The 22,357-nt window shown below is 63.1% G+C and carries 26 protein-coding genes and 2 pseudogenes; 10 read left to right on the top strand and 18 right to left on the bottom strand.

What is annotated here, in order from left to right; translation table 11 throughout:
* Positions 1-198: 198 nt before the first annotated feature.
* Complete coding sequence (locus tag AB3X98_RS03315) at positions 199-693, top strand: MarR family winged helix-turn-helix transcriptional regulator (protein ID WP_368602806.1); 495 nt, start codon at positions 199-201, stop codon at positions 691-693.
* Positions 694-931: 238 nt separating this feature from the next.
* Positions 932-1,159 (top strand): hypothetical protein, encoded by a 228-nt coding sequence (locus tag AB3X98_RS03310; protein WP_069263486.1) that lies wholly within the window; start codon positions 932-934, stop codon positions 1,157-1,159.
* A 135-nt stretch (positions 1,160-1,294) separates the two neighbouring features.
* Here AB3X98_RS03310 and AB3X98_RS03305 read toward each other — a convergent pair whose 3' ends face one another.
* From AB3X98_RS03305 to AB3X98_RS03295, 3 genes are all read right to left on the bottom strand, one after another.
* Positions 1,295-2,308, bottom strand: coding sequence for a zinc-binding alcohol dehydrogenase family protein (locus AB3X98_RS03305; RefSeq protein WP_368602807.1), 1,014 nt, complete (start codon positions 2,306-2,308; stop codon positions 1,295-1,297).
* A gap of 19 nt (positions 2,309-2,327) precedes the next feature.
* Entirely contained in the window at positions 2,328-2,639 is a 312-nt protein-coding gene (locus tag AB3X98_RS03300; protein ID WP_368602808.1) for an antibiotic biosynthesis monooxygenase, read from the bottom strand.
* A gap of 159 nt (positions 2,640-2,798) precedes the next feature.
* Positions 2,799-3,698, bottom strand: a complete 900-nt coding sequence (locus AB3X98_RS03295; RefSeq protein WP_069263020.1) for a LysR family transcriptional regulator — start codon at positions 3,696-3,698, stop codon at positions 2,799-2,801.
* Positions 3,699-3,978: 280 nt separating this feature from the next.
* On the opposite strand from AB3X98_RS03295, the gene AB3X98_RS03290 reads away from it, so the two are divergent.
* Positions 3,979-4,833, top strand: a complete 855-nt coding sequence (locus AB3X98_RS03290) for a DUF1989 domain-containing protein (protein ID WP_133180720.1) — start codon at positions 3,979-3,981, stop codon at positions 4,831-4,833.
* Positions 4,834-4,850: 17 nt separating this feature from the next.
* Here the strand turns inward: AB3X98_RS03290 and AB3X98_RS03285 are convergent, their stop codons facing one another.
* Positions 4,851-5,288, bottom strand: coding sequence for a PRC-barrel domain-containing protein (locus tag AB3X98_RS03285; protein WP_069263018.1), 438 nt, complete (start codon positions 5,286-5,288; stop codon positions 4,851-4,853).
* A gap of 156 nt (positions 5,289-5,444) precedes the next feature.
* Here AB3X98_RS03285 and AB3X98_RS03280 point away from each other — a divergent pair.
* Positions 5,445-5,591: pseudogene (locus AB3X98_RS03280) on the top strand (zinc-binding dehydrogenase); the annotation flags it as partial.
* Between the two features lie 24 nt (positions 5,592-5,615).
* Here the strand turns inward: AB3X98_RS03280 and AB3X98_RS03275 are convergent.
* On the bottom strand, positions 5,616-6,041 hold the full coding sequence (locus tag AB3X98_RS03275) for a Fur family transcriptional regulator (protein WP_069263017.1): 426 nt from the start codon (positions 6,039-6,041) through the stop codon (positions 5,616-5,618).
* A gap of 176 nt (positions 6,042-6,217) precedes the next feature.
* Here AB3X98_RS03275 and AB3X98_RS03270 point away from each other — a divergent pair, with 176 nt between their 5' ends.
* A complete protein-coding gene (locus tag AB3X98_RS03270; protein ID WP_368602809.1) occupies positions 6,218-7,429 on the top strand; it encodes a polysaccharide pyruvyl transferase family protein in 1,212 nt (403 codons plus the stop codon).
* Positions 7,430-7,774: 345 nt separating this feature from the next.
* Here AB3X98_RS03270 and AB3X98_RS03265 read toward each other — a convergent pair whose 3' ends face one another.
* Complete coding sequence (locus AB3X98_RS03265; protein WP_368602810.1) at positions 7,775-8,650, bottom strand: LysR family transcriptional regulator; 876 nt, start codon at positions 8,648-8,650, stop codon at positions 7,775-7,777.
* A 412-nt stretch (positions 8,651-9,062) separates the two neighbouring features.
* Entirely contained in the window at positions 9,063-10,496 is a 1,434-nt protein-coding gene (locus AB3X98_RS03260; protein WP_368602811.1) for a DEAD/DEAH box helicase, read from the bottom strand.
* A gap of 233 nt (positions 10,497-10,729) precedes the next feature.
* Between AB3X98_RS03260 and AB3X98_RS03255 the strand changes: the two genes are divergently transcribed.
* On the top strand, positions 10,730-11,020 hold the full coding sequence (locus AB3X98_RS03255; protein WP_069263012.1) for a hypothetical protein: 291 nt from the start codon (positions 10,730-10,732) through the stop codon (positions 11,018-11,020).
* Positions 11,021-11,053: 33 nt separating this feature from the next.
* Here the strand turns inward: AB3X98_RS03255 and AB3X98_RS03250 are convergent, their stop codons facing one another.
* Complete coding sequence (locus AB3X98_RS03250; RefSeq protein ID WP_368610213.1) at positions 11,054-11,662, bottom strand: hypothetical protein; 609 nt, start codon at positions 11,660-11,662, stop codon at positions 11,054-11,056.
* 43 nt (positions 11,663-11,705) lie between these two features.
* Between AB3X98_RS03250 and AB3X98_RS03245 the strand changes: the two are divergent.
* A pseudogene (locus AB3X98_RS03245) lies at positions 11,706-12,188 on the top strand (substrate binding domain-containing protein); the annotation flags it as partial.
* Positions 12,189-12,200: 12 nt separating this feature from the next.
* Here the strand turns inward: AB3X98_RS03245 and rpsU are convergent.
* The 5 genes from rpsU to AB3X98_RS03220 form a co-directional block, all read right to left on the bottom strand.
* Positions 12,201-12,413 carry a 30S ribosomal protein S21 gene (gene rpsU, locus AB3X98_RS03240; protein WP_069263010.1) on the bottom strand — a complete coding sequence of 71 codons (213 nt, stop codon included), beginning with the start codon at positions 12,411-12,413 and terminating at the stop codon, positions 12,201-12,203.
* Positions 12,414-12,517: 104 nt separating this feature from the next.
* Entirely contained in the window at positions 12,518-12,784 is a 267-nt protein-coding gene (gene infA / locus AB3X98_RS03235) for a translation initiation factor IF-1 (RefSeq protein WP_083245150.1), read from the bottom strand.
* A 513-nt stretch (positions 12,785-13,297) separates the two neighbouring features.
* The gene (locus AB3X98_RS03230; RefSeq protein ID WP_368602836.1) at positions 13,298-13,522 is read right to left on the bottom strand and encodes a hypothetical protein; all 225 of its coding nucleotides are present in this window, start codon (positions 13,520-13,522) and stop codon (positions 13,298-13,300) included.
* Positions 13,523-13,800: 278 nt separating this feature from the next.
* The gene (locus AB3X98_RS03225) at positions 13,801-14,004 is read right to left on the bottom strand and encodes a cold-shock protein (protein WP_069263007.1); all 204 of its coding nucleotides are present in this window, start codon (positions 14,002-14,004) and stop codon (positions 13,801-13,803) included.
* A 165-nt stretch (positions 14,005-14,169) separates the two neighbouring features.
* Positions 14,170-14,349 carry a hypothetical protein gene (locus tag AB3X98_RS03220; protein ID WP_368602813.1) on the bottom strand — a complete coding sequence of 60 codons (180 nt, stop codon included), beginning with the start codon at positions 14,347-14,349 and terminating at the stop codon, positions 14,170-14,172.
* Positions 14,350-14,478: 129 nt separating this feature from the next.
* Between AB3X98_RS03220 and AB3X98_RS03215 the strand changes: the two genes are divergently transcribed.
* Together AB3X98_RS03215 and AB3X98_RS03210 are read left to right on the top strand one after the other, a co-directional pair.
* Complete coding sequence (locus AB3X98_RS03215; RefSeq protein WP_368602814.1) at positions 14,479-14,853, top strand: BON domain-containing protein; 375 nt, start codon at positions 14,479-14,481, stop codon at positions 14,851-14,853.
* Between the two features lie 275 nt (positions 14,854-15,128).
* Entirely contained in the window at positions 15,129-15,431 is a 303-nt protein-coding gene (locus AB3X98_RS03210) for a DUF4148 domain-containing protein (RefSeq protein WP_342949351.1), read from the top strand.
* Between the two features lie 174 nt (positions 15,432-15,605).
* Here AB3X98_RS03210 and AB3X98_RS03205 read toward each other — a convergent pair whose 3' ends face one another.
* On the bottom strand, positions 15,606-16,100 hold the full coding sequence (locus tag AB3X98_RS03205) for a class I SAM-dependent methyltransferase (RefSeq protein ID WP_368602815.1): 495 nt from the start codon (positions 16,098-16,100) through the stop codon (positions 15,606-15,608).
* Positions 16,101-16,168: 68 nt separating this feature from the next.
* Entirely contained in the window at positions 16,169-17,011 is an 843-nt protein-coding gene (locus tag AB3X98_RS03200) for an intradiol ring-cleavage dioxygenase (RefSeq protein WP_368602816.1), read from the bottom strand.
* 388 nt (positions 17,012-17,399) lie between these two features.
* Between AB3X98_RS03200 and AB3X98_RS03195 the strand changes: the two genes are divergently transcribed.
* Positions 17,400-18,548 carry a branched-chain amino acid ABC transporter substrate-binding protein gene (locus tag AB3X98_RS03195; RefSeq protein WP_069263002.1) on the top strand — a complete coding sequence of 383 codons (1,149 nt, stop codon included), beginning with the start codon at positions 17,400-17,402 and terminating at the stop codon, positions 18,546-18,548.
* An 80-nt stretch (positions 18,549-18,628) separates the two neighbouring features.
* Here the strand turns inward: AB3X98_RS03195 and AB3X98_RS03190 are convergent, their stop codons facing one another.
* The 3 genes from AB3X98_RS03190 to AB3X98_RS03180 all read right to left on the bottom strand — a co-directional run bounded on the left by AB3X98_RS03190 (position 18,629) and on the right by AB3X98_RS03180 (position 22,357).
* A complete protein-coding gene (locus AB3X98_RS03190) occupies positions 18,629-19,765 on the bottom strand; it encodes a porin (protein ID WP_368602817.1) in 1,137 nt (378 codons plus the stop codon).
* Positions 19,766-19,962: 197 nt separating this feature from the next.
* Positions 19,963-21,360: an MFS transporter gene (locus tag AB3X98_RS03185; RefSeq protein ID WP_368602818.1), complete on the bottom strand. Its 1,398-nt coding sequence runs from the start codon at positions 21,358-21,360 to the stop codon at positions 19,963-19,965.
* Positions 21,361-21,433: 73 nt separating this feature from the next.
* Positions 21,434-22,357 (bottom strand): ketopantoate reductase family protein, encoded by a 924-nt coding sequence (locus AB3X98_RS03180; RefSeq protein ID WP_368602819.1) that lies wholly within the window; start codon positions 22,355-22,357, stop codon positions 21,434-21,436.

Genomic DNA, 22,357 nt, shown 5'->3' with positions numbered 1-22,357 from the left:
GGGGATGTCTCTTGATATTCTCGTGCGTCGTTTCCACACTCTAGGCGAGTCCCTTAATTACGTCAACATCATGATATATATTGTGGGCACGAGGAGGGGTATTGCCCAGATGGACGGCGCGCCCACTTCCCTTCACTATTTTCGTATCAGGTATTTGTCTCATTGCCGCCGCACTCGCGCGGCGACCGAAAGGCGCCCATGACCCAGAACGACCCTTCGTACGATCAATCCGTCTCGTCGATTCACAACCGCTTGTTCTTCCGGCTTTTCCAGGCGGGTAACACGCTCGACCGGCAGACGACCAAGGCGCTCGGCATCACGACCGTGCAGTGGTCGGTGCTCGGCGCGCTGTCGCGCCCGCAGGTTGCAGAGGGCATGTCGTTTTCCGAACTGGCCGATTATCTCGTGGTGAGCCGCCAGAGTCTCGACGGCGTGCTCAAGCGCCTGGAGCGCGACGATCACGTGCTGCGCGTGGCCGACACCGTGGACCGGCGTGCGAAAAAGGTCGTGCTCACAGAGCAGGGCAAGGTGTTCTGGGAGAGCCTGCAGCCGAAGATCTACGAGTTCTATCGCCAGGCGCTCGCGAGCTTTCGCTTCGACGACAAGGTTTCGCTCGTGCACTTCCTGAATCAGTTGAACAAGGGCATGGACGAGATCGATCTCGGCGAACCGGCGCAGCGCGACAAGGAGTGAATGTACGCTCGCGCTTTCATATCGTGCAATGCGCGCCCGGTGTGTGCAAATTCCGCATTTGCGGCTGCGGGCCTGCAATTGCACATGGAAGGACACCTTCTCTTATCGTGAAAGACATCACGTAAACCATTGAACAACAAGGAAATTGCGGTTCCCCGATGCTGCAGGGAAGTCGTCTTTCACTGCGATAGACTGAATCCAACGACGCTTCTTATTCGCTTGTTGATCAATGGAGAACATGATGGACGTCTATATCGAACCGTTACCGAGAGGCCAATGGGGGCCAATCGATGGCTATGCCCTGGAGTTCGCGGACGGCAGCAAGTTCGCCGAGAACATCTTTCGCTCCGAGCTTCTCGCGATCAGCGAAATCGTCCTGAGAGGCTATAGGCCGCTGCTGGCGAAGGTTCGCATTACGGACAAGCACGCCAACGCGCACTGGAAGCGCCCCGAAACTGCGCGCTGACGCGCTCGAGCTCGACGGCGTGGATTGCCGTCGAGCCGTGTCACCATAACCGCACCCTGAGTGGCCCTTTCGTCAGGCTCGTGAGCACGGCCGATTGTACGTTCGACCGCGGGGTCGAGTGACGGACAGCGCGATTTAAAACCCTTCGAGCACGAGCTTGCCGCGCGAGCGGTTGGTTTCCACGAGTTCGTGCGCCCGGCGCAGGTTTGCCGCATTGATGGTCCCGAAGCTCTCGTTGAGGGTCGTGCGCAACACGCCCTCGTCGATGAGCGAAGCCATGCGCTCGAGCAGATCATGCTGGCGAATCTGGTCTTTCGTCCCGAACATCGAGCGCGTAAACATGAACTCCCAATGCAGGGCCACGCTCTTCATCTTGAGCTTGCGGAAGTCGAACAGCTCCGGATCGTCAATCAGCGCGAGATGCCCCTGCGGGTTGATCGAGGCGACGATCTCGTCGAAGTGATGGTCGGTCTGATTCAGGCTCGCGATATAGTCCACGCCTTCTATACCAATACGCTTGAGTTCCTGCGAAAGCGGCTTCGTATGATCGATGACGTGATGCGCGCCCAGTTCGCTCACCCACTTCGACGTTTCGGGCCGCGACGCCGTGCCGATCACCGTGAGGCCCGTGAGCTTGCGCGCCAACTGCACGAGAATCGAACCGACGCCGCCCGCCGCGCCGATCACGAGCAGCGAGTCGCCGGACGGCGCCGTGCCTTCGGGCACCTTGAGGCGGTCGAACAGCAACTCCCACGCTGTGATGGAGGTGAGCGGCAACGCGGCCGCCTCGGCGAAGTTGAGGCTCTGCGGCATGCGGCCCACGATGCGCTCGTCCACCACGTGCAATTCGCTGTTGGTACCGGGGCGCAGCAGCGAGCCCGCATACCACACCCGGTCGCCCGGCTTGAAGAGCGTCACGTCACGGCCCACGGCGCGCACGATGCCGCTCGCGTCCCAGCCGATCACTTTCGGCTCGCCGTTTTCGGGCGCCTTGTTCGCGCGCACCTTCACGTCGACCGGGTTCACCGACACCGCGTGCACTTCGACGAGCAGATCGTGCGGACCCGGCTGCGGCTCGGGGAGATCGAGATCGATCAGCGAATCGGCGTCGCTGATGGGGAGATTTCGGTAGTAACCAATCGCTTTCATCGTGAATACCTCCAGACAGTCAAATTGCGGGAAACCGGCTTTGTTGAACGAGCGGCTCGAAGTGATAGAGGTCGGGGTCCGCCGAGAAGTACGGCCACAGCGTGTGCAGGAAGGTCTGGAAATCGCCGTGCATCATGAACGCGCTCTGCGCGTCGAGGGAGTCCCACTCCACTTCCAGCACGTAGCAGCCTTCGTCTTCGCACTGCGGACCGAGGCGGTGCCCGCGATAACCCGGCTTGTTCGTGAGCAGCGGGCATACGTGCAGCCAGGCCGCCTCGAAACGCGAAATCTTGTCGGCTCGCAGGTAAAAGCGGCCTATCGCGACGATCATCCGAGCCTCCGTGCCGTTCGTCTTCGTACGAATAATCGGCCAGCGCGCCCGGCGCGCATAGGGGCAAACGGCGAATTCAGCTTCAACGCCGCTTTGAAGATCGAGTGGGCGATCGGGCCCGGTACCGAACAGCGAGCGGACTGACCGCGGATTCAAATATCAGGCGAGATACGCGGCAATGCGATCGCGCAGCCAATCGCGCAGTGCGTTGACGGTCGGCGAGAGCATCGTGCGGTGCGCGCAGACGAGATGCAGCGGCGCGCCTTCGCCCCGAAACGCGTCGAGCGCGGTTTCGAGGCGCCCCGCCTGGATATCGGCGAGCACGTCCAGACGCGACTTGTACGCCAGGCCATGCCCCGCCACTGCCCAGCGGCGCACGAGTTCGCCGTCGTCGCTGCTGCGGTTGCCCTGCACGTTCACGACGCTCGCTACGTCGCCGCGGTAGAAGGTCCAGCGGTCGTGCAGCGTGTCGCTCAACGCGAAGCGCAGACAGTTGTGGCGCGAGAGATCGGCAGGCGTCGCGGGTTTGCCGTGACGCGCGAAATAGCCGGGCGCGGCGCACAGCACGCGCCGGTTGTCGGGCGCGAGGGGCAGCGCGACGAGGGAGGAATCTTCGGGCACGCCATAGCGAACCGCCACGGCAACCGGCGACCGGAACATGTCTGTCACGTGGTCGCCAATGTGCACCTGGAACGACACCGCCGGATGCTGCACCTGAAAGTCGTCGAGCCAGGGGACGAGCACGTTGCGCCCGAGATCGGAGGGAATCGACAGCGACACCGTGCCGCCGATCATCTTGCGCCCATGCGCCACGGCGTTCTGGCCGGCCTCCACCTGCTCCATGACGCCGCGCGCGTATTCGAGGTAGCGTTCGCCGTCCGGCGTGAGGCGCAGGCTGCGCGTGGAGCGTGCGAGCAGGCGCGTGCCGAGTTCGGTTTCGAGGCGCTTGAGGCCTGCGCTCGCCACCGCGGGCGTGAGATCGAGTTGGCGCGCGGCGGCCGAGAGGCTCCCGTTGTCCGCTGCACTGATAAAGATAACGAGGTCTTCCAGTCTGATCATGTACCGTCGCGTCGTTGGGCTGCGCTCGCCTCGGAAGCAGGCGCCGCGGTCATGGAGTAAGCGAACTGTACACGATGCCACCTCGAGCGCGGGCAGGCCCGATCACGCCAAAAAGTCCGCGAATCCCCAACATTGCATCGTTGAACAATCTTTGGCTTACCGTTGCGCGATTCCTATACTCCCCAGCAGAGATCCCGCGAAGGCTGCGCCGTGCCCCATCGGATTCGCGAATGCGGGCACAGGTCGTTCACGCAGGTCGTTCATACAGGAGTACGAGGCAATGCTGAATTATCCCGCCGCCTACCAGTCGACCAAGGGCTCCGCGCTCGACGTGAACAAGCCCTTTTACCGCCGCATCGCCGAAGAGAAGGATCAGCGCGAGCTAATCGAATCGATCGTCGTGCCGATACGCTCGGGGCAAGCCTGGAGCGTGCCCGCCGGACACGTGTTCCGCATCGTGACGATCGAAGGGCCGCAGGTGGCCGACCTCAATCTGTGGAACCGGCACGATCCGCGCGAACGCATGTGGGCTTCGCGCACGCGCCAGCTCCAGCAGGCGCACGTGAGCACTTTCGACCGCCTATGGTCGACGCTGCCCTTCCTGCGCCCGCTCGTCACCATCACCGACGACAGCCTCGCCGACTACGGCGTGGACGAACATGGCGGACGCGTACACGACCTGCTCGGCACGCGGTGCGACCCCTACGTGAACCGCATGCTGACCGGCGAGGACTTTCATTTCCACTGCCACTCGAATCTCACGCGCGCCATCGCGCCGTATGGGCTCACCGAATACGACGTGCACGACGTGCTCAACGTGTTCCAGTGCACCGGCCTGAATCTGGAGGACAAGTACTTCATGAAGGCCTGCCCGGCGAAGAAGGGCGACTACCTCGAGTTTTTCGCCGAGATCGACCTGTTGTGCGCGCTTTCGACCTGCCCCGGCGGCGACCTGTCATTGCCGATGTGGGGACCCGATGCACGCGACCCGCTGGAAGTCTGCCGGCCGCTCGGCATCGAGATCTACCGGCTGGCGCCGGCGCTGCTGGAAGGCTGGTCTTCGCCGCCTGTCGCCGAATATCGCGGCCTGCACGGCATGGCGTTGCAGCAGCCGGACTGGAAGTGCGGCTGCTGAAACGCGACGGCTCTAGCTTACTGCTGCTTCTCGACCTTCTTCGGCTTCGGCGGCGATTCGACCTTCGCGTACTGGAACGCGGGCGTGGCCTTCAGCGCTTCCTTGGTTGCGCCGGGCAGATAGAGATTGCCCTGGCGCACGTCGAGCGAAGCGATGGGCACGGCCACGTCGTGCGAGCCGACGCCAAGGAAACCGCCCGCCGAAACGATGGCTGCGGAAACCGAGCCGTCCGGCGCTACGATCAGGTCGCGCACGGTGCCGATCTTCACGTTGTCGTCGTTATAAACGGACTTGCCGAGTACGCTCTTCTTCACGCTCCAGCCTTCGAGCAGCGCCTGCGACTGCTCTACCGAAACGCTCAAGGGCTGCGCGCCCGCGATCTGGGCATTCGCGCCGGCACTGGCCAGCACGGCGCTGAATGCGGCTACGGCCAACATCGTCTTGCGGAAAAGCATTTTCTTTCGCTCCTGTATTCCGGTTAGTTCGCCGCGCAGGTCGTTGCGAATCAGCGCGAGACTGCAGGCGGAATACCATGGTAGCCGGTATGGGGCGAGTATGCGCTCAAGCTGCTTGCGCGAGCAAACACGAAGCAGGCGGGTGCAAAAACGATGCGCTCCAAAGCCTTCATTCTGGACGGCCTGGAAGCGGAGGTACTACGGCCCGTCATAGCGAGGACGTTCCCCTTCGAGCAGATCGTCGAGGCGCACCGCTATCTGGAATCGAACGAGCAGTTGGGAAAGGTGATAGTTACGCTCTGAACCTGGCGCCGGCAATGCGCGAGTTCACGACGAAGCCGCGGCGCACTGGGCGCAAAGCCCGAACACGACGAGACTCGAATGCGTATAGCGAAAGCGTTTCGCCGCAGCGATGGCGGCGTGCTGTTCCTGCAGCATCGGCTCGTCGATGTCCACCACGGTCTTGCAGCTCTCGCACACGAGATGCGCGTGCGGCGCACCACGCCCGAGTTCGTACACCACGCGCGTTTCGCCAACCCAGGTGCTGTCGAGCAGCGACGATTCCATCAGTTGCGCAAGCGCGCGATAGACGCTTGCCAGGCTGCATTGCTCCACGTCTTTTGCAATGCGGCGAAAGACCTGGTCAGCCGTCAGATGCTCGTGCGGCGCCTCATGAAATACCTTCAGCACGGCCACGCGGCTGGATGTAGGGCGCAGGCGCGCGCTCTTCAGTTCGGAATAGACCGTTCTCATACGCAGGGAAAACACGTCGGCAAGGCCGACAGTTTCCTCGAGAATGCTTAAGGTTTCCTTATGTCAGTATGGGAAGCGGCCCGACTTGCGGCCCCACTTCTTTATGCTGCGGCGCCGTATGGACGGGAGAGTATGGGACTGGCGGATATTGAACAGAAGCACGATCTGAGGCGCGCATGGCTTCCACGCCCACTGTGATCTTCGGCGCCTTCGACCGGCACAATTTCGGCGACCTGCTGATCGCGCAGGTGGCGGCGCGCATGCTGCCACGCCGCGAACTGCTGTTCGCCGGGCTCGCCGCGCGCGATCCGCATGGCGATGGCGGCCCTGCCACGGTCGCACTCGCGCGCATCGCCGCTTTCGCGCGCGGCCGCCCCGTGAACGTGATTCACGCAGGCGGCGAGTTGCTGACCTGCAATGCCTGGGAGGCCGCCGTCATGCTCGCCTCGCCGCAGCGCGTGCCTGCGCTCATCGCAGCGGAAGACGACTGGCTGCGCGACGGACGCGCGTGGGCGCACCAGCATGTTGGCGTGGCGTCGCTCGCGCCGTATGTGCTGTCGAAATCCGCATTGCCGGGCGTGCGCGTGAAGCATCTCTCGTTCAACGCGGCAGGAGGCGTCGATCTCGATGCGCGCAATGCGCTGTTGGGCGCCGACGTGCTCGCCGCGCTGCAAACCGCGGATGCGGTCAGCGTGCGCGACCGCCAAACCCAGGCGCTGCTCGCCCAACGGGGCATCGAAGCCCGCCTGATACCGGACCCCGCCACGATGACAGCGGCCCTGTTCGGCACGGCAATACGCCGGCACGCCGCCAACTCCGCGCTGCCCGGCGTGCGGCAGGCGTTCCCACGCGGTTATGTCGCCGCGCAATTCAGCGCTGACTTCGGCGACGATGCAACGCTCGATACGCTGGCCACCCAATTCGAACTCGCGGCGCGGGGGCACGGCCTGGGTATTGCGCTGTTTCGCGCGGGCGCCGCCCCCTGGCATGACGACCTCGCGGTGTACGAGCGGCTCGCGGCTCGACTGCGCGCGGTTCACGTTCGCGTGTTTGCCTCGCTGAACGTCTGGGACATCTGTGCGCTGATCGCAGGAAGCCGCATCTATTGCGGCAGCAGCCTGCACGGTCGCATCGTCGCGATGGCCTATGCGCTTCCTCGCGTCAACATCAGTCATCCTGATTATTCTCTCGACGCAAGCAAGCATGCGGCTTATGTGCGGACATGGGAAGCGGCAGGTCTCGCAGGCGTTGTGAATCTGGGCAATCTTGCCGATGCGGTTGCCAATGCTCTCGCGACCGATCGCGAATCACTGCATGAAACCGCATCGGCACTCGCGCGGCGCTATCGGGAGGAATTCGAAACTATGGTTGCTGAGAATCGACTATAGGCCGTGCAAAAGATCGGTGCGGCGGCGGACGACGACACTGCCCTCGGTCAGATAAGCGCGCCATTTTTCGCACAACCATTCGCAAATCCTTTCGCGCATAGATCGACCGGCGAATTGCGGCTTCTGTGCGCGATTCGACGGTTCGATACTGGTTTACCCGGTTCGATTGAAAGTAAAAAAATACCATTCTATCTACACAGCGGCCGGCTTTCTCCAGAACCGGAATCAGGCGCAATACACGCTCTCCGGCACCGCCTACTCAGGCTTGACGGTGGCTCCCGGCAGCGACACGCGCGGCATAGGGGTCGGCCTGGTACACAAGTTCCAGGAACAGCCGCGCATCCACTAACCGTTCTTCATTGCGGCGCGCAAGAATGCAACAAAGCGCGCCGTAACCGGATTTTCCCGCATGGAAGGCCATGCGAGTCCCACGCGCCACTTGGCGTTTTTGCCATGAAGCGGCAGTACCGTAGCATCCCGCAGCAGATGTCGTGCGCGAGAAGGAATGAACGCAATGCCCACTCCCGCGGCGACCGAAGTCAGGACCGACTGGATGTCTTCGGCCTGCTGCGTCACCTTCGGCACGAAGCGGTGCGCGATGCACCACCGGTCGATCTGTGCAGCGAGCCCAGGCCCGCGTGCACGCACCAGCGAGATGAAGCCGATTTCATTGAGCGCGTCGAGATTCGCCGGGAGGCGTGTGTACCGAAGGTGTGGCGGCAATGCGAGCGCAAGTCCCTCGTCTACGACTTTGAATGACGACAGACCATCCGCGGCAGGCAAGCGAAGGAAACCGGCATCCAGCTTGCCCGCCAGCAGACGGCGCGTTTGCTCTGCGGAAGACAGGTCGCTCAGGGTGACGGAGACGGCAGGATGCTGCTCTCGAAAATCGGCGATGAGCTTCGGCACAATCGTCAATACGGACAGGCAGATTCCGAGGCGCAAATGGCCGTGCCGGCCGCTGCTTGCCTCTCGCGCGCGCAACAGGATTTCATCCGCGTCGCGTACGAGCGCCTGCGCATCGGACAGGAACGTCTCGCCAAACGGCGTGAGTTGCGCACCGTGCCGACCGCGTTCGAACAGCCTGCCACCGAGGCTCGCCTCCAAAGCGCCGATCTGCTTGCTGAGTGCCGGCTGACTCATGTGCAACGCATCCGCTGCGCGGCTGAAATGGCGCAGGTCGGTAACCGTCAGAAACGTCCTCAGTAATTTCAGTTCCATTCGGAAAAGTAATCATACCGGTAAGAACATTCATTTTACTGATCGATGGGCGAGGAGTTCAATACGTGCATGCCCCTCTCGAAAATCATCCGCAATGCCAATTCGAACCTCGCCGGCTGACGGCCCCCAGGCGGACCTTGAAACCGACGCCATCGGTAAAACGGCGGTCGTCAGCGAATCCGACACGCCCCCGGTCAGCCGCTCCGATTCGCGCAGAGTGCGCAGTCGCCGTTCTCGCTTCGGCGACGTGTCCCACGACGCCCGCCTTCGCGCGGCGACGGGTGCGATCGCCGTAAGCTTCGCTGTCGTCTCTCGCAGGCACTGGCCGCGTTGAGCACGGTTGTGTGCGCGTCTGCGCCAAAGTGCGCCGGTGGCCAGCCTGTTCCAGGACTGGCGTTGCGCATCCCAAGGATCAGGGTTGGCGTTTGCCGCGGGCGCCAGCGGGTTTGCCAGCCGGCTTGCGCGAATCCGCAGCTGGCTTGCTGGCAGGCTTGCTGCGTGGCTTTTGCACGCTGAATGGGCTACCGCTCGTGAAACTTGTGCCCTTACCCGCGGCCACAGTGCGCTGCGTGGCAGGCTTGCCCTTGGTTTCGCCGCTTTGCGGTCGCGGTTTTTTGCTGGCGACCTGCACTGCTTGGGGCACTTTGGGCTTCTTGGGCTTTTTGGGTTTCTTGATGAGTTCGCCCGTCGCGCTCGTTTGCGGCACGCGGTGTTCGGCTTCGAAGCCCGGTTCTTCTTCGCGGGGCAGCGTTTGCCGGATCAGCGCTTCAATCGCGGCCAGTTGCGGCGCTTCATCGGCGCACACGAGCGACACCGCCACGCCGCTGGCGCCCGCGCGGCCGGTACGGCCAATACGGTGCACATAGTCTTGCGCCACGATCGGCAGATCGACGTTGATCACCAACGGCAGATCGTCGATATCCAGCCCACGCGCAGCCACATCGGTGGCCACCAGCATATTGACTTCGCCCGTTTTGAAGCGCTCCAGCGCACGCAGTCGCGCCGGTTGCGGTTTGTCGCCGTGGATGGTGTCGACCGCATAGCCCGCTTCATCCAGCATGGCCGCCAGATAATCCACGCCACTGCGGGTTTTGACGAACACCAGCGCGTGCTCCCAGTTGTTCTCGGCCACGAGGTGCATGAAGAGCTCAGGCTTGTTCCTTTTATCCACCGGAACCACCCACTGCTTGATCTTGCTGGCCGTGGCATTGGGCGGGCTCACGCTGATATTGACCGGGCTGCGCAGAATGCCCGCCGCCATGGCGCGGATATCGTCGGTAAACGTCGCGGAGAACAGCAGGGTCTGCCGCTGAGCCGGCAAGGCAGCAAAGACGGCGTTGAGTTCGCGCGCAAAGCCCAGATCCAGCATGCGGTCGGCTTCATCCAGCACCAGCGTTTGTACCTGATCAAACTGCACGGCGTTCTGGCGGTTGAGATCGAGCAAACGGCCCGGCGTGGCAACGAGCACATCCACGCCTTTGCGCAACTTCATCATCTGCGGGTTGATACTCACGCCGCCATAGGCGGCCAGAAATCGCAAGTCGAGGCCTTTGCCGTAAGCGATAAAGCTTTGCAGCACTTGCTCGGCCAGTTCACGCGTGGGCACCAGCACGAGAACGCGCGCGCGGTTGCTGGACGCCGCCGGGCCGTGTTGCACCAGCCGCTGCAACAGGGGCAGCGCAAAACCCGCCGTTTTGCCGGTACCGGTCTGTGCCCCAGCCATGACGTCCTTGCCGCTGAGCACGGCAGGAATCGCCTTGGCCTGCACCGGCGTCGGCGTCTGGTAATTGAGGTCTTGCACATTACGCTGCAAGGGTTCGATCAGGCCAAGCGAGGCAAAAGACATCGGCGTATTCCGGGCTAAAACTGTAATTTTAGCGGTTACCGCGCAGGTTCGATGGTCAGGAAGATCGATGCTGAACGCCGCTGAATAAGGTAGCGGCGCCGCGCCCCGCGCCGGCATCATCGCTGAACATGACAGGTTTCGTTTTTATGTGTCATCGTACAGAACCCATTCATGTGCTACTGTAGGTACCCAGAGCCAGCAGGACGTTTCAGTCGAACACCAGAAGGATCCTCATGGAATTCAATAATGGCGCTGTACTAGAAGCTCTTCGACTTGCTTTGCATCGACAAATACCGTGGCACAAGCGACCGGCAATCTTCACGTTGCTTCGCGCACAGGGTTTGATCCAGACCGTAGACCAGAAACCTCCCCCCAGTACGAAGTACCTCCCCACCTTACAGATTGCCGTCCTGACGGATAAAGGACAGAGCGAAATCCAGCGCATCGAAGCGTCAAAGCATGTTTCAGGATGGCTGGACGACGACTACTTCGCAACGTTCCTTGCAGAAGTTGTGCTTGCCTGACCACGCATCATTGCGTGCCTGCGATTTCGATATTCACGAATCGGGCCAGATCGCTCCGGGGGCTTTCATGAGGCATTCAGGGAGATGACTCGCCCACGCTGCTGATGTTCGGACCGCGCGGCTCTCGATATCGAAGAAGTTGCTTTCCGGCACGATCCAGTCGGCGATCGCGATGTGATGGCTGCCGCAACCCTTGAGCCTTGCCACGTGCCACGTATCCTCGATCTGCCATTCGGACGCCGGGAGAATGAAGCCGCGCACCAGCGGCGGCCCGTCTTCGCCAGCGTGACCGGGAAGCGGCTTTCCGTCTTTCGTCATCGTGCCGAAACCCACCATCCATTCGGTCTGCTGACAACCGCTCGCGAACGGCCAGCGCCCGCTCACGCGCCAGCCACCCGGCACCGGCTGTGCGGTGCCCCCGGGCTGGGATGACCCGGCGAGTATGACGTCCGGAACTGATTCGTACACCTGATCATAGGTCCGAATGTTCAGCAGGGAGGCAATCAGCGCGCTTGCACTGGCAATCATCGCGGTCCAACCCAACGACCCATCGATCCTAGCGAGTTCGACGATCACCCTTAGCCCCTGCGGAAGATCCAGTTCCATTCCGCCGTGACTCCTGGGTACGAACATGCGATACATGCCAATCGCTTTGAGCGTCTCCACCAGGTCTGAAGGCATTCGTCGCGCCGGCTCCACTAGCCACGCAGCCCGCAAGCTGGCGACATCGCAAAACATCCTGTGCGCGTCGCCGGCGTATCTGGCCCACTTCGGACAACCGGCCATGCCGGCGGACCTGATGCAGCACCGCTGCATCGGGTACACCTATGCGGCCACCGGCGATGAGTGGCAACTCATCGACCGTTCCGGCAAGACCCACGCTGTGAGGGTCGACTGCCACATGCATGCCAATAACGGCGACACGGCACGCTTGGCAGCGCTCGCTGGCCAAGGCGTGATCTGGCAACCAACATTCCTGATCGGCGACGATCTACGTGCCGGTAAACTCGTTCACGTGTTGCCGGATTATCGGCTGGCCGAGATCGACATACTCGCCATGTACCCGAGCCGTCGACAGCTGAGCGCCAGGGTGCGCGTCATGATCGATTTCCTCGTCGATGCGGTCAGCGCAGTGCCACCATGGGATCGGGGCAGTCGGCACAGGTAGATGCCGGTGCGGTCAGTACCGCTTCTTCGGCGGCAACGACCGTTTGATCTGCTTGCGCAGGCGTGCCACAGCAGCGGCCTTTTTGCGCTTGCGTACTGCGGTAGGTTTTTCATAGGCTGTCCGGGCACGAAGCTCCGGAATCAGGCCGGTGCGCTCGATCGAGCGACGGAAACGGCGCAACGCAACTTCCATGGGCTCGTCGGGTTTCAGAATTACGGTAGTCACTATTTTCCTTGGTTGAGATCCACCAGCCATGGCGAATCGTGATATGGATGTGCACGCTGCGTCGTGGCACAGGTAAGGGTCACAGCCGACGGTCGCGCGCTCCGTCAACGACGGCGAAATGGGGTTCTTGGCGTTGCGGCGCCGCTTCGCTCATCCTTATGCCGGAAATTGATTCGTCCTTTCGTCAGGTCGTACACCGAGAGTTCCAGCGTTACCCGGTCGCCCGCAAGGATGCGAATGTGATTCTTGCGAATTCGACCGGATGCGTACGCACCTACAACCACGCCATTGTCGAGCGTGACGCGGTAACGGCTGTCTGGCAGCACTTCGTCAACGATACCGTCGAGTTCCAGCAGTTCTTCTTTGGCCATTCAAGATTCCTGATCATTTGGCGGGACATGGGTTCGGACGCCGCATTGCGAAGACGTCGCGAGCGTTGATCGACAAGCGCTCGCGCGGCAATGGGGAGCATGAAATTGCCGGGCTGCCCTTGCGTCCCGGAAGTCATGGTCACCGCTCTGTCCGGGCGGCGACTGAGATACGCGAGGGGATGGGTAAAACGCGGCGGCTCGCAATACCGGACCGATACGCGTCGGGGCGTATAGTCCAGCGAGCACAGTTATCGCTGGACTATCAATCAAAGGAGGACTCGCGACTCACCCACACGCGTCTTGTCGGTGCTGTGCGAAGCGAACTAGTCCTGTATTGTAACCGAAGGCCGCTATTTATCCCGCCACTCTCGGCGGGGCCACAAGGAATGGGTGTTGTCAGCGCCGCATGCCGACGACGCGCAGTTCGGGGTCCCGCGTGATGATTGGGCGCGCTTTGCTGCACCCGCCCTGGCGCTTCAGGGGCGTTGAGTGTTTCGCACTTTGGTGTCGTCTTTAGCCGCGCGTGTCGACCCAGTTGCGTGCCCACTGGGTCGAGTGCTGCAACGCTTGCTCTTCACTCTTGAAGTAATCGAGCGAATAGAACGAGTAGCGGCCTTCGGCTCGCTCGCCGTCGATGAGTTCGAGCGACAGGTTGGATGAAAAGCTACCATCGGGCAAGCGATGCGCCGAGGATTGGACGGCATAGCCGTTGTAATGTTGAATTTGCTTGTTCTGCATTTTAATTTTAATGATATTTGAGCGCGCACATGCCGTGCGAATCGCGCACGGGCGCGCCGATTCAAAGCCATTCGAGCCGAATTCTTCAGCAGTCGAAAAGCGAAAAAAGGGCGTTAAAGCCTGAGGGGAGAATGAGGCGCAACGAGGCGTATGGCGCCGGCAAGCTGCTGAATAAACAGATGCCAATCAGGAGTGATCGCGCCAACAGAGGGAGGCAAAGCTCCGCGAGGGTGTCGCTGCAACCCGGCGTCCGTCTGAGGAGGCCGGGCCCTTCAACTTTACAGCGGCTTGATGTTAGCCGCTTGCAGACCCTTCGGGCCTTGCTTCGTTTCGAAGCTCACCTTCTGATTCTCAGCCAGCGTCTTGAAGCCTTCGCTCTTGATTTCGGAGAAGTGAGCGAACAGGTCGTCACCGCCCTTGTCCGGGGTGATGAAGCCAAAGCCTTTGCTGTCGTTGAACCACTTAACGGTGCCGGTATCCATGAAGAATCCTTGAGAAAAAAATGCGAAAAATTGCTCTATTGAAGAGCGCGTGAAGCTTCAAGGAGGGAGAGGACAACGAATACCGCGGGGGCGCGAGCAATTGATGAACAGCAATCGAACTTCTTGAACTTCGATGCGAACGTTACCCTGCCGGATGGACCAGCGTCAATACTTATCTTGTAACTGTTTCACGAGGCGGCCCGCTTTGCCGGCGAAACGATGCGGCCCTACCTTGCTGCGCCCCTTGCCTGGCGTGGCATTGCGCGCAGCAGACCGCTGGACGCCCTTGCACTTGAGCGAACCGTTCCTCGAGAGGATCCAGAGGGTGCCGGTGAAGGTTGTCATGCTCGAAAGCGCCGGGCATTATCCACTCGAACAGCCCGGACTCTCGCAAGTGGTGGACGCCAGTGACGCGTTCTACCGTGATGGAGCGGCTAGAAAGCGGGAAATCGAAGGGCTGGCCTGAAAGGGAGCATGAAAGTGAGCGGTGTGAGCGTCAAAATCTGCGCGATCCTGGTTGTGGTCTCCATGAGTTGTGGCTCGATCCACGCTGGCGCGCAGACAGGTGAGAACACGGGTGCTGGCGCGGCAGCGCATCGGGCGGCGTACTCGACGTCGCGGCTTCAGAACAGGCCGGACAGTGCCGTGACTCGTGACGTCCGCAGCGCCCTTGGGCGGACGCCGAACCTGGATGCTTCAGGGATTCGCGTCAGGGCGCGCCTCGGCGTCGTGACGCTCACGGGATGGGTGCCTGAGCCCAGGCAGATCGCGCTCGCCGGCAACACGGCAAGATCGGTGCGCGGAGTCAGGTCGGTGACGAATCAGCTGACCTTGCGGAACAGCCGTTAGACCATCCGCCCCCGAACAATCTACGCAATCTCGGGAAAGGATCTAAATGCCGATCCCTGCTTCGACGCGCATGGCCACACGATCCGCCGCGCCATTTCGAGAGCCTCCATCAAATGGTGGAGGCCAAAACGATCACCCGCGCATACGATCGGAACAGAGGACAACGATAACGTATGAGCGCTGCAAAGTCTGGCAAGGGGTCGAACCAGGGTTCGGATGAACGGGCCGTTTGCAGCACGTGTGAGCCGGTGTCACTAACCCGGAGGTGGACCATTATGAAGACGCTAGTCCACGCAGTTTGCGCGGTCGCCGTCATGGCTGTGCCAATTGCTTCGTTGGCGCAGTCGGATGGAGGTCTGACGCGCGCACAAGTACAGGCCGAGATCGCACAGCTTCAGCAAGCCGGCTTCAATCCGGCCAATGCGAACACCGTCGACTTTCCCTCCAGCATGCCGGCCGCCGACGCTAGTGCCGCCGGCCAGGGCAGCGGCTACGGCCCTGCCATGAACGGCTCGTCGCAGATGGGCCATCCGGCCAGCCCGACCGGGATGAAGCCGGTGTTCTTTGGCGGGTCGTAAGCTTTTTCGTCTGACGAGGTCGCGCGATGGCGTGTATGCCGGCTCTTCCTGAGCCGGCATGGAGCGTCGTGCTATGCGCTTCGCACCCTTCAGGACCCCGAAAAGAGCAGGCGAAAGAAATAGGCACACGCTTGTTCTGCGATCCTGCTGAATGGCCGTTACCTGCCTGTTCGCTCATGGTTTGACAGCGAGCACGCAAAAAGCCTTCTCGGTTTCGACAAGCTTCGCTTCGACAAAGCCAGCGGCTGTTAGTCGTCCGATCAACCCGCCGGGCTTTTGTCCCGAATACGCAGTGAAACCGGGCGCGAAGGTGCTGGCTTCGCATGGCAACCGCTCCACTGAGCCGATTCGCAGACCGACCCGGCCGCGGGCGATTGCAGCGGCATTCCGCGCTGTGGCTTGCGCCAGCATTTCCTGTGATGGATCGATGCCGTCAATGTGCCCGGAGGGTGCCGCTGCGGCGAGAAGCTGAATACCCGCGCCAGGCCCGAACCCGATTTCAAGCACCCGGTCGTGTTCGCGAATCTCGAGGGGGCCGATAGCCCATGCCGCGCACGGCTGGTTCATCTTTGCCATGAGCATGCCGCCGAGCCGGCCGAGGATGCCTTCGGGTCGACCGAACGCTCGCATCAAGACACGCTCGAACGCCCCCACGATCGCTTCTCCCATGTTGCATGCAAGAAGTCTGTCAGCGCGCCTGGGCCAGCATTGCCGCCCCGCGCCCGGCGCGGCCGGGATCAGCGTGCGGGAGGCCCCGGAAGCGGTTCGAGCGGCTGCGGCTGCGCATCGGGATCGACCACCGCGCTCACGCGCGCACGCAACCCGGTGACGCGGCCATCAACGGCAATGGGGCTCGCGCTCGCGACCATCGTCGAGCCGGACTGATCGACGAATACCGGGTCTTCGCTCTGCGTGGTGCGCTGGATCGCGTGGCCGCGATACGGATCGAGTTGCATCAGCGTCACCATCAGCGATTCCGGCAAGAAGACCTGGCCGACATGCGAAACATGCGTGCGCTGCGGTTGCGACGCGCTTGCCGTGCGGACCTTGAAATGAATGTGGTTGGTGCGCCCGGGATAGTTGCCCGGCACGATGGTTTCGAACGTGACGATGCCCGCGCGATCGGTGTGCTGAATGCCGCGCAGGAAGGTCTGGTGGTCGGTAGGCCGCAGCGTGGGCGGCGTCATGGGCGGCGGACCAGGGGGCTGACCCGCAGGCGGGCGGCCAGGCGCCTTCGGATCGAAATCCGGCGGGGGCGGAAGTTCCATCTTCGTGTAGCCGGAGTAGACGCCCATCGCATCGCATTGCCATATGTCGACTGCCGCGCCAACGAGCGGTGCGCACGTTCTCGCGTCGGTAAGCACGATGTCGAGCGTCAACGGCACGCCCGGTCTGCCCTCCCGGACGTTGCTGCGCACGAGATCGCCGTCGATCCAGTAAGGGCCGACTTCCTGCTCGGGCGTGAGCCGGCAAGGCGCAGCGTTCGCGAAGGCCGCGGGGCTCGTTTCAATGGTCGCAACGGTCGTGCCGACCGCGATCGTCAGTTTGATGAATTCTCGTCGTGACAGGCGTGATGTCATTGTTGTGCTGCATTGCGCGTGATGGCGGGACTTTACCGGACCCCACGCGGATGTCGATTACATTTCTATTACGCCTTATTTCCCCCCGGCAGGGCGTACTTGCCCTGATTGCCCCGATTCGGCCGGCTATGCAGAAATGCGCATGGAAGCCGTCGTGAACGGTCAAGACGAAGCGATATTGGCTTCCTATAGTCGCTCTCAGCGTCTCGCCCCGGCGTCTTGCGTGCGGGGCGCTTCGATCGATTCCACGCCTATTCTGGAGGAGCCCAACCCGCAGTCGACGCGAACAAGAGAGTCGTGAGCCGGCCGCTAACCGCGCGAAGCGGGCAGGCCTGGCCGGTATGCACGCCACAGCAGTAGACCCATGCTTGCCGACAAAGGAAACAACATGCGTTTTGCGAAGACTCTTACCCCTATCGCAGTTGCCGCTGGAGCACTTCTCGCTGTTGCACCGCTCGCCTCGCGCGCGGATACCGTCGTTAAAATCGGTTTTGCCGCGCCGCTCACCGGACCGAACGCGAATTACGGCAAAGACCTGGAAAACGGCGTCAAGATGGCCCTCGACGACGCCAAGGCGCAAGGCGTCAAGATCAACGGCCAGCCCGTCTCGTTCGAACTCGTCGCCGAAGACGATCAGGCCGACCCGCGCGTGGGCGTGCAGGTCGCGCAAAAGCTCGTCGACGAAGGCGTTTCGGTCGTCGTCGGCCACTTCAACTCGGGCACGACCATTCCCGCTTCCGAGCTGTACGAAAAGGCGGGCCTGCCCGACATCGATCCGGCCGCGACGAACCCGGTCATCAGCGGCCGCGGCTTCAAGAACATCTTCATGGTGATCTCGAGCGACGCGCAAAACGCGGGCACCGCGGGCGCCTACGCAGTCACGACGACGAAGGCCAAGCGCATCGCCGTCATCGACGACCGCACGGCGTTCGGCCAGGGCGAAGCCGACGAATTCGTGAAGGCCGTCAAGGCGCACGGTGGCGAGATCGTCGACCGCGAGTACACGACGAACCAGGCGACGGACTTCAAGACGCAGCTCACGAACATCAAGAGCAAGAACCCCGATCTGATTTTCGTGGGCGCCCTCAACCCGCAGGCGGCCGGCATCATGAAGCAGATGGCCCAGCTCGGCATCAAGGCGCAGTACGTGGGCGGCGGCGGCGTGAAGGATGTGGACTTCGTCAAGCTCGCGGGCGACGTGTCCGAAGGCGCCATGGCGTGGGAGTACGGCCGACCGCTCGACAGCACGCCGGTCGGCGCGAAGTTCGCCGATCGCTTCAAGCAGAAGTATGGCGTCGACGTGCTCTCTTACGCGCCGTTCGGCTACGACGCGGCGTGGGCCGCCATCAAGGCGATGCAGGCCGCCAATTCGACCAAGCCCGACGACTATCGCGCGAAGATGCAAAGCATCGCCTTCGACGGCATTACCGGCCATATCGCGTACAACGCGAATGGCTCGCTCAAGAACGGTTCGTCCACGGTCTATCAGGTGAAGAACGGCCAGTGGGTGACGGTCAAGACGGTAAGCGGTCTCTGATCGCCCACGCGGCCCTCGCCTCGTTCAGGTGAGGGCCGCGTGCAACGCGAGGGTTTGCACCGCCACCGGCAGCCGCATTCCTAGAAGCTATGCCGGATACCCGCCATGATCCCCAGTTGCCCCGCTCCCGGTGCGGGCGTCGTGCCGCCGCCACCCTGGCTCACCGTGTAGGCCGCCTTCGCGCTGTTCCACAAATACGCGCCCTGCAGATAAACGGCTGATCGCTTGGACAGCTGATACGTGGTGCGCAGCGCCGCAATCGTGCCGCGCGTGTCGTGGTCGCTATTGACGATGCGGTACACGCCGCCGTCGACGATAAAGGCCGCCGTCACCGGATACTGCGCCGTGAGATAGAACTGGTCCGAATGCACGTTGGGCGTTTCAGCCGACACCGTGTCGACGCGCCTGCCCAGCCAGCCGCCGCCGATGCGCAGCGCGCCGACATGGCCGTAGCCGTTGAACTGGATGCGCACGTCGGTGTCGCCCGGGTTCGTCAGCGCGAAGGTCGGCGTGCCGTCGTAGAGGTTCGCCGCCGCGCCTGGGCCGCCGCGTTGTTCGTCATAGGCAGCGGCGACGCCGTAGCCATTGCGGTCGTAGCGCAGCATCGCCGACCATTCGCGGCAAGACTGCGAACTGCCCGGCACGGGCCCCGCGCAGGTGCCCTGGCCCGGCGAATTGCCGGTGCCGGCCGAATCGCGCCCGAATGACCACGTCGCGCCGAGCGTGAAGCCGCCGTAGCTGCCCTTGTAGACGATCGTGTTGTCGCTGCGCGAACTCGGCAGGTACTGGTCGAACGAAGCGGTGCCGCCGTAGATGTCCGGTCCGAGCAGATCGGCGTCGGCGATCGCCCAGAACGTCATGGTGTACTGACGCCCGAACGTCAGGCTGCCATAGGGGCTGCTCATGCCCACCCACGCCTGGCGCCCGAACAGCCGGCCGCCCTGATTCAACGTGCCGCCGCGCATGTTGAAGCCGCTCTCCAACGCGAAAATCGTGGACCACCCTCCGCCCAGCCCCTCGCTGCCGCGCACGCCCCAGCGCGAGGGCATTTCGCCCGTAATGCCGGGCATGCGCACCACGCTGTCGCCCGCCGCGTTCGCGTGTGAAACATATTCAATGCCGGTATCGACGATGCCGTAAAGCGTAACGCTGCCCTGCGCGAACGCCGACGCGCTGAGGCCAGCGCAGACCAGCCCTGCTGCGATCCGAAGTTTCATGATCTCCGTGTTCTCCTGGTGTTCCGGTCTCGCGGACTTGCCGCCAGCCGGACGTTGTTTTCGATTCGACGCGTGAGAGGGCGACACACAGCCACGCCGCCTTGTCGTGCGTCGTTTTTTAGTACTCTTGATTGAATGCACTGACCGACCGAACGCGATGGCGCAGGCCCGCGCCATCGTCCAGTCTCAGGAACGGATCAAATCCGCTGCTGTCCCGCGCGCTTCGGGATATGACGGCCCACCACGGCCAGCGCGATCAGCACCAGCGCCATGGCTGCGCCGAGCATCGTCAGATAGCCTGCCGCGCCGCCTGCGGTAATCACCACCGCGCCGGCAAACGCGCTCAGGATCGCGCCCACGCGGCCGAATGCCAGCGCCGAGGCCGTGCCCGTCGCGCGCACGCCCGTTGGGTAGACGTAGGCGCACAGCGCGTACATGGTCGATTGCACCGCGTTGACGAAGAGGCCGTGCAGGCCGAGACCCGCAATGAGCAAGCCCGTGTGCTGGGTCGCGCCCACGCCGAGCATCACCCAGGCGCTCGCCGCGCCGCCCGCGCAGCACAGCAGGAGCGGCCCGCGCGAGCCGAAGCGCGCAATGGCGAGCGCGCACAGCAACGCGCCGATCACGCCGCCCAGGTTGTACGCGCTCAGCCCGTAGCCGGCGAGCGAGACGCTCAGACCTTCGCTCGTCAGCATGGCGGGCAGCCAGCTGAATGCGCTGTACACGGCGAGCAGGCACATGAAGAACGCCCACCAGATCGCCACGGTGTCGCGTGCGCGGCCGTCGCGAAAGAGCGCCATGAAGCCCACGTGCTTTTCGGCGCTTTGCTCGCGCACGTCGGTGAACACCGCGTCCGGCGCAACCTCGCGCGCCATGCGGCCGAGCAGGCGCACGAGTTCGGGCCAGCGCTTCGGCCGGCGTGCGAGAAAGCGGGGAGACTCGGGCAGCGCCACGAGCAGCACGAGCGCGAGCACGAGGGGCAGCACACCGCCAGCGAAAAAGAGCCCGCGCCAGCCGTACACCGGCAGCACTTGCGCCGCGAAAATGCCCGCCAGCATGCCGCCGAGCGGCACGCACACGATGGTCGCCGTCACCGCGAAGGTGCGAAAGCGCGCGGGCGTGAATTCGGCTGTCATCGTCGTCGAACTCGGCAGCGCGCCGCCAATGCCAAAGCCTGCTATGAAGCGCAGCGCGGCGATGGCCGCCACGTTCGGCGCGAGGCCGATCGCGCAGGTCGCCGTGCCGAACACGAGTACGCTGCCCACCACGGCCCAGCGGCGTCCGAAGCGATCCGCGAACAGGCCGGCGAATGCGCTGCCGAAGCCCATGCCGATCAGCCCCGCCGCCACCACGGGGGCGAACGCATTGCGCGTGATGCCCCACTCCTTGATCAGCACCGGAATCGCGAAGCCGATCAACTGGCTGTCGAAGCCGTCGACGACGATCGACAAGGCCGCCAGCACCACGGCGAACTTCTGCAGCGTGGAATACGCGCCTTCGTCGAGCGTGCGGCCGATATCGACCGTGCCGCCGGCGATGGCGTCGCTCTCGCGCGGCGTCGCTCCCGAGGCGGGGGCGGGCGTGGCATAAGTCATGAATTGTCTCCTTTGCTGCGCTGTGGACGCGCAGTCATTCGTTTGTCATGGTGGTGCGACGTTGACTGCTATTTCATACGGAATCCTTTGCATCGACGAGGCGCACGAGATGCAGCAGCGCTGTCGTATATGGCACGGCGATCGCACGCATGCCCGCCGCCTCGACGACCGCGCCGTTGATGGCCTCGATCTCGGTCTTGCGCCCGGCGATCACGTCCTGGAGCATCGAAGGCCGATGCGCGCGGTGATGCGCGAGCGCGTGCCGCACGTTGTCGGCCACATGCGCCTCGTTCACGGCCACGCCGTGCGCATGCGCCACCGCCGCGACTTCTGCGACGATCTTGAGCGCGAGCGCTTCGCCGTCCGGCACGTTCGTGAGTTCGCCGACAGTGCAGCCCGTCACCGCGCAAAGGCTGTTGAGCGCCGTGTTGAACGCGACCTTCTCCCAGATCGCCGCCCAGACATCGGCGTCCGCGCTGCAGGCGAGTCCGGCGTCGTTGAGCGCTTGGACCGTGCGGGAAAGCATCGGCGAATGCGCGCCGTCCGCGCTCATCAGGCGGATCACGCCCTGGCCGTGCGAACTCACGCGGCCAGGGCCGTTCTTGTCGGCGGGCCAGGTCGTCACGCCTATCATCACGCGAGCCGGGTCCGCGAACTGTGCGAGACGCTCGGCGTTGCCGAGGCCGTTCTGCAGCGACAGCAGCGCAGTTTGCGGCCCGAGCACGGCGTGCGCCGCGCCGAGCGCCGCCTGCGTGTGCAGCGTCTTGGTGAAGACGATCAACAGATCGGCCGGCGTGGTCGCCGCCTCCGGGCGCAACGCCTCGAGATTCGCGACGACTCGCTCGCCCGCATCGGTCGTGAGCCGCAGACCGGCTTCGTTGATCGCGTTCAAGTGAGCGTCGTCGACGTCGAGCAGCGTGACGCGATGGCCCGCAACGGCGAGCAGACCGCCGAACAGCGAGCCCATCGCGCCCGCGCCGAGTATGGCGATATGCAT

The sequence above is a fragment of the Paraburkholderia sp. BR14312 genome, from assembly GCF_040948675.1.
Lineage (GTDB): Bacteria > Pseudomonadota > Gammaproteobacteria > Burkholderiales > Burkholderiaceae > Paraburkholderia > Paraburkholderia nodosa_A.
This window is presented reverse-complemented; position numbering and strand designations above follow the sequence as displayed.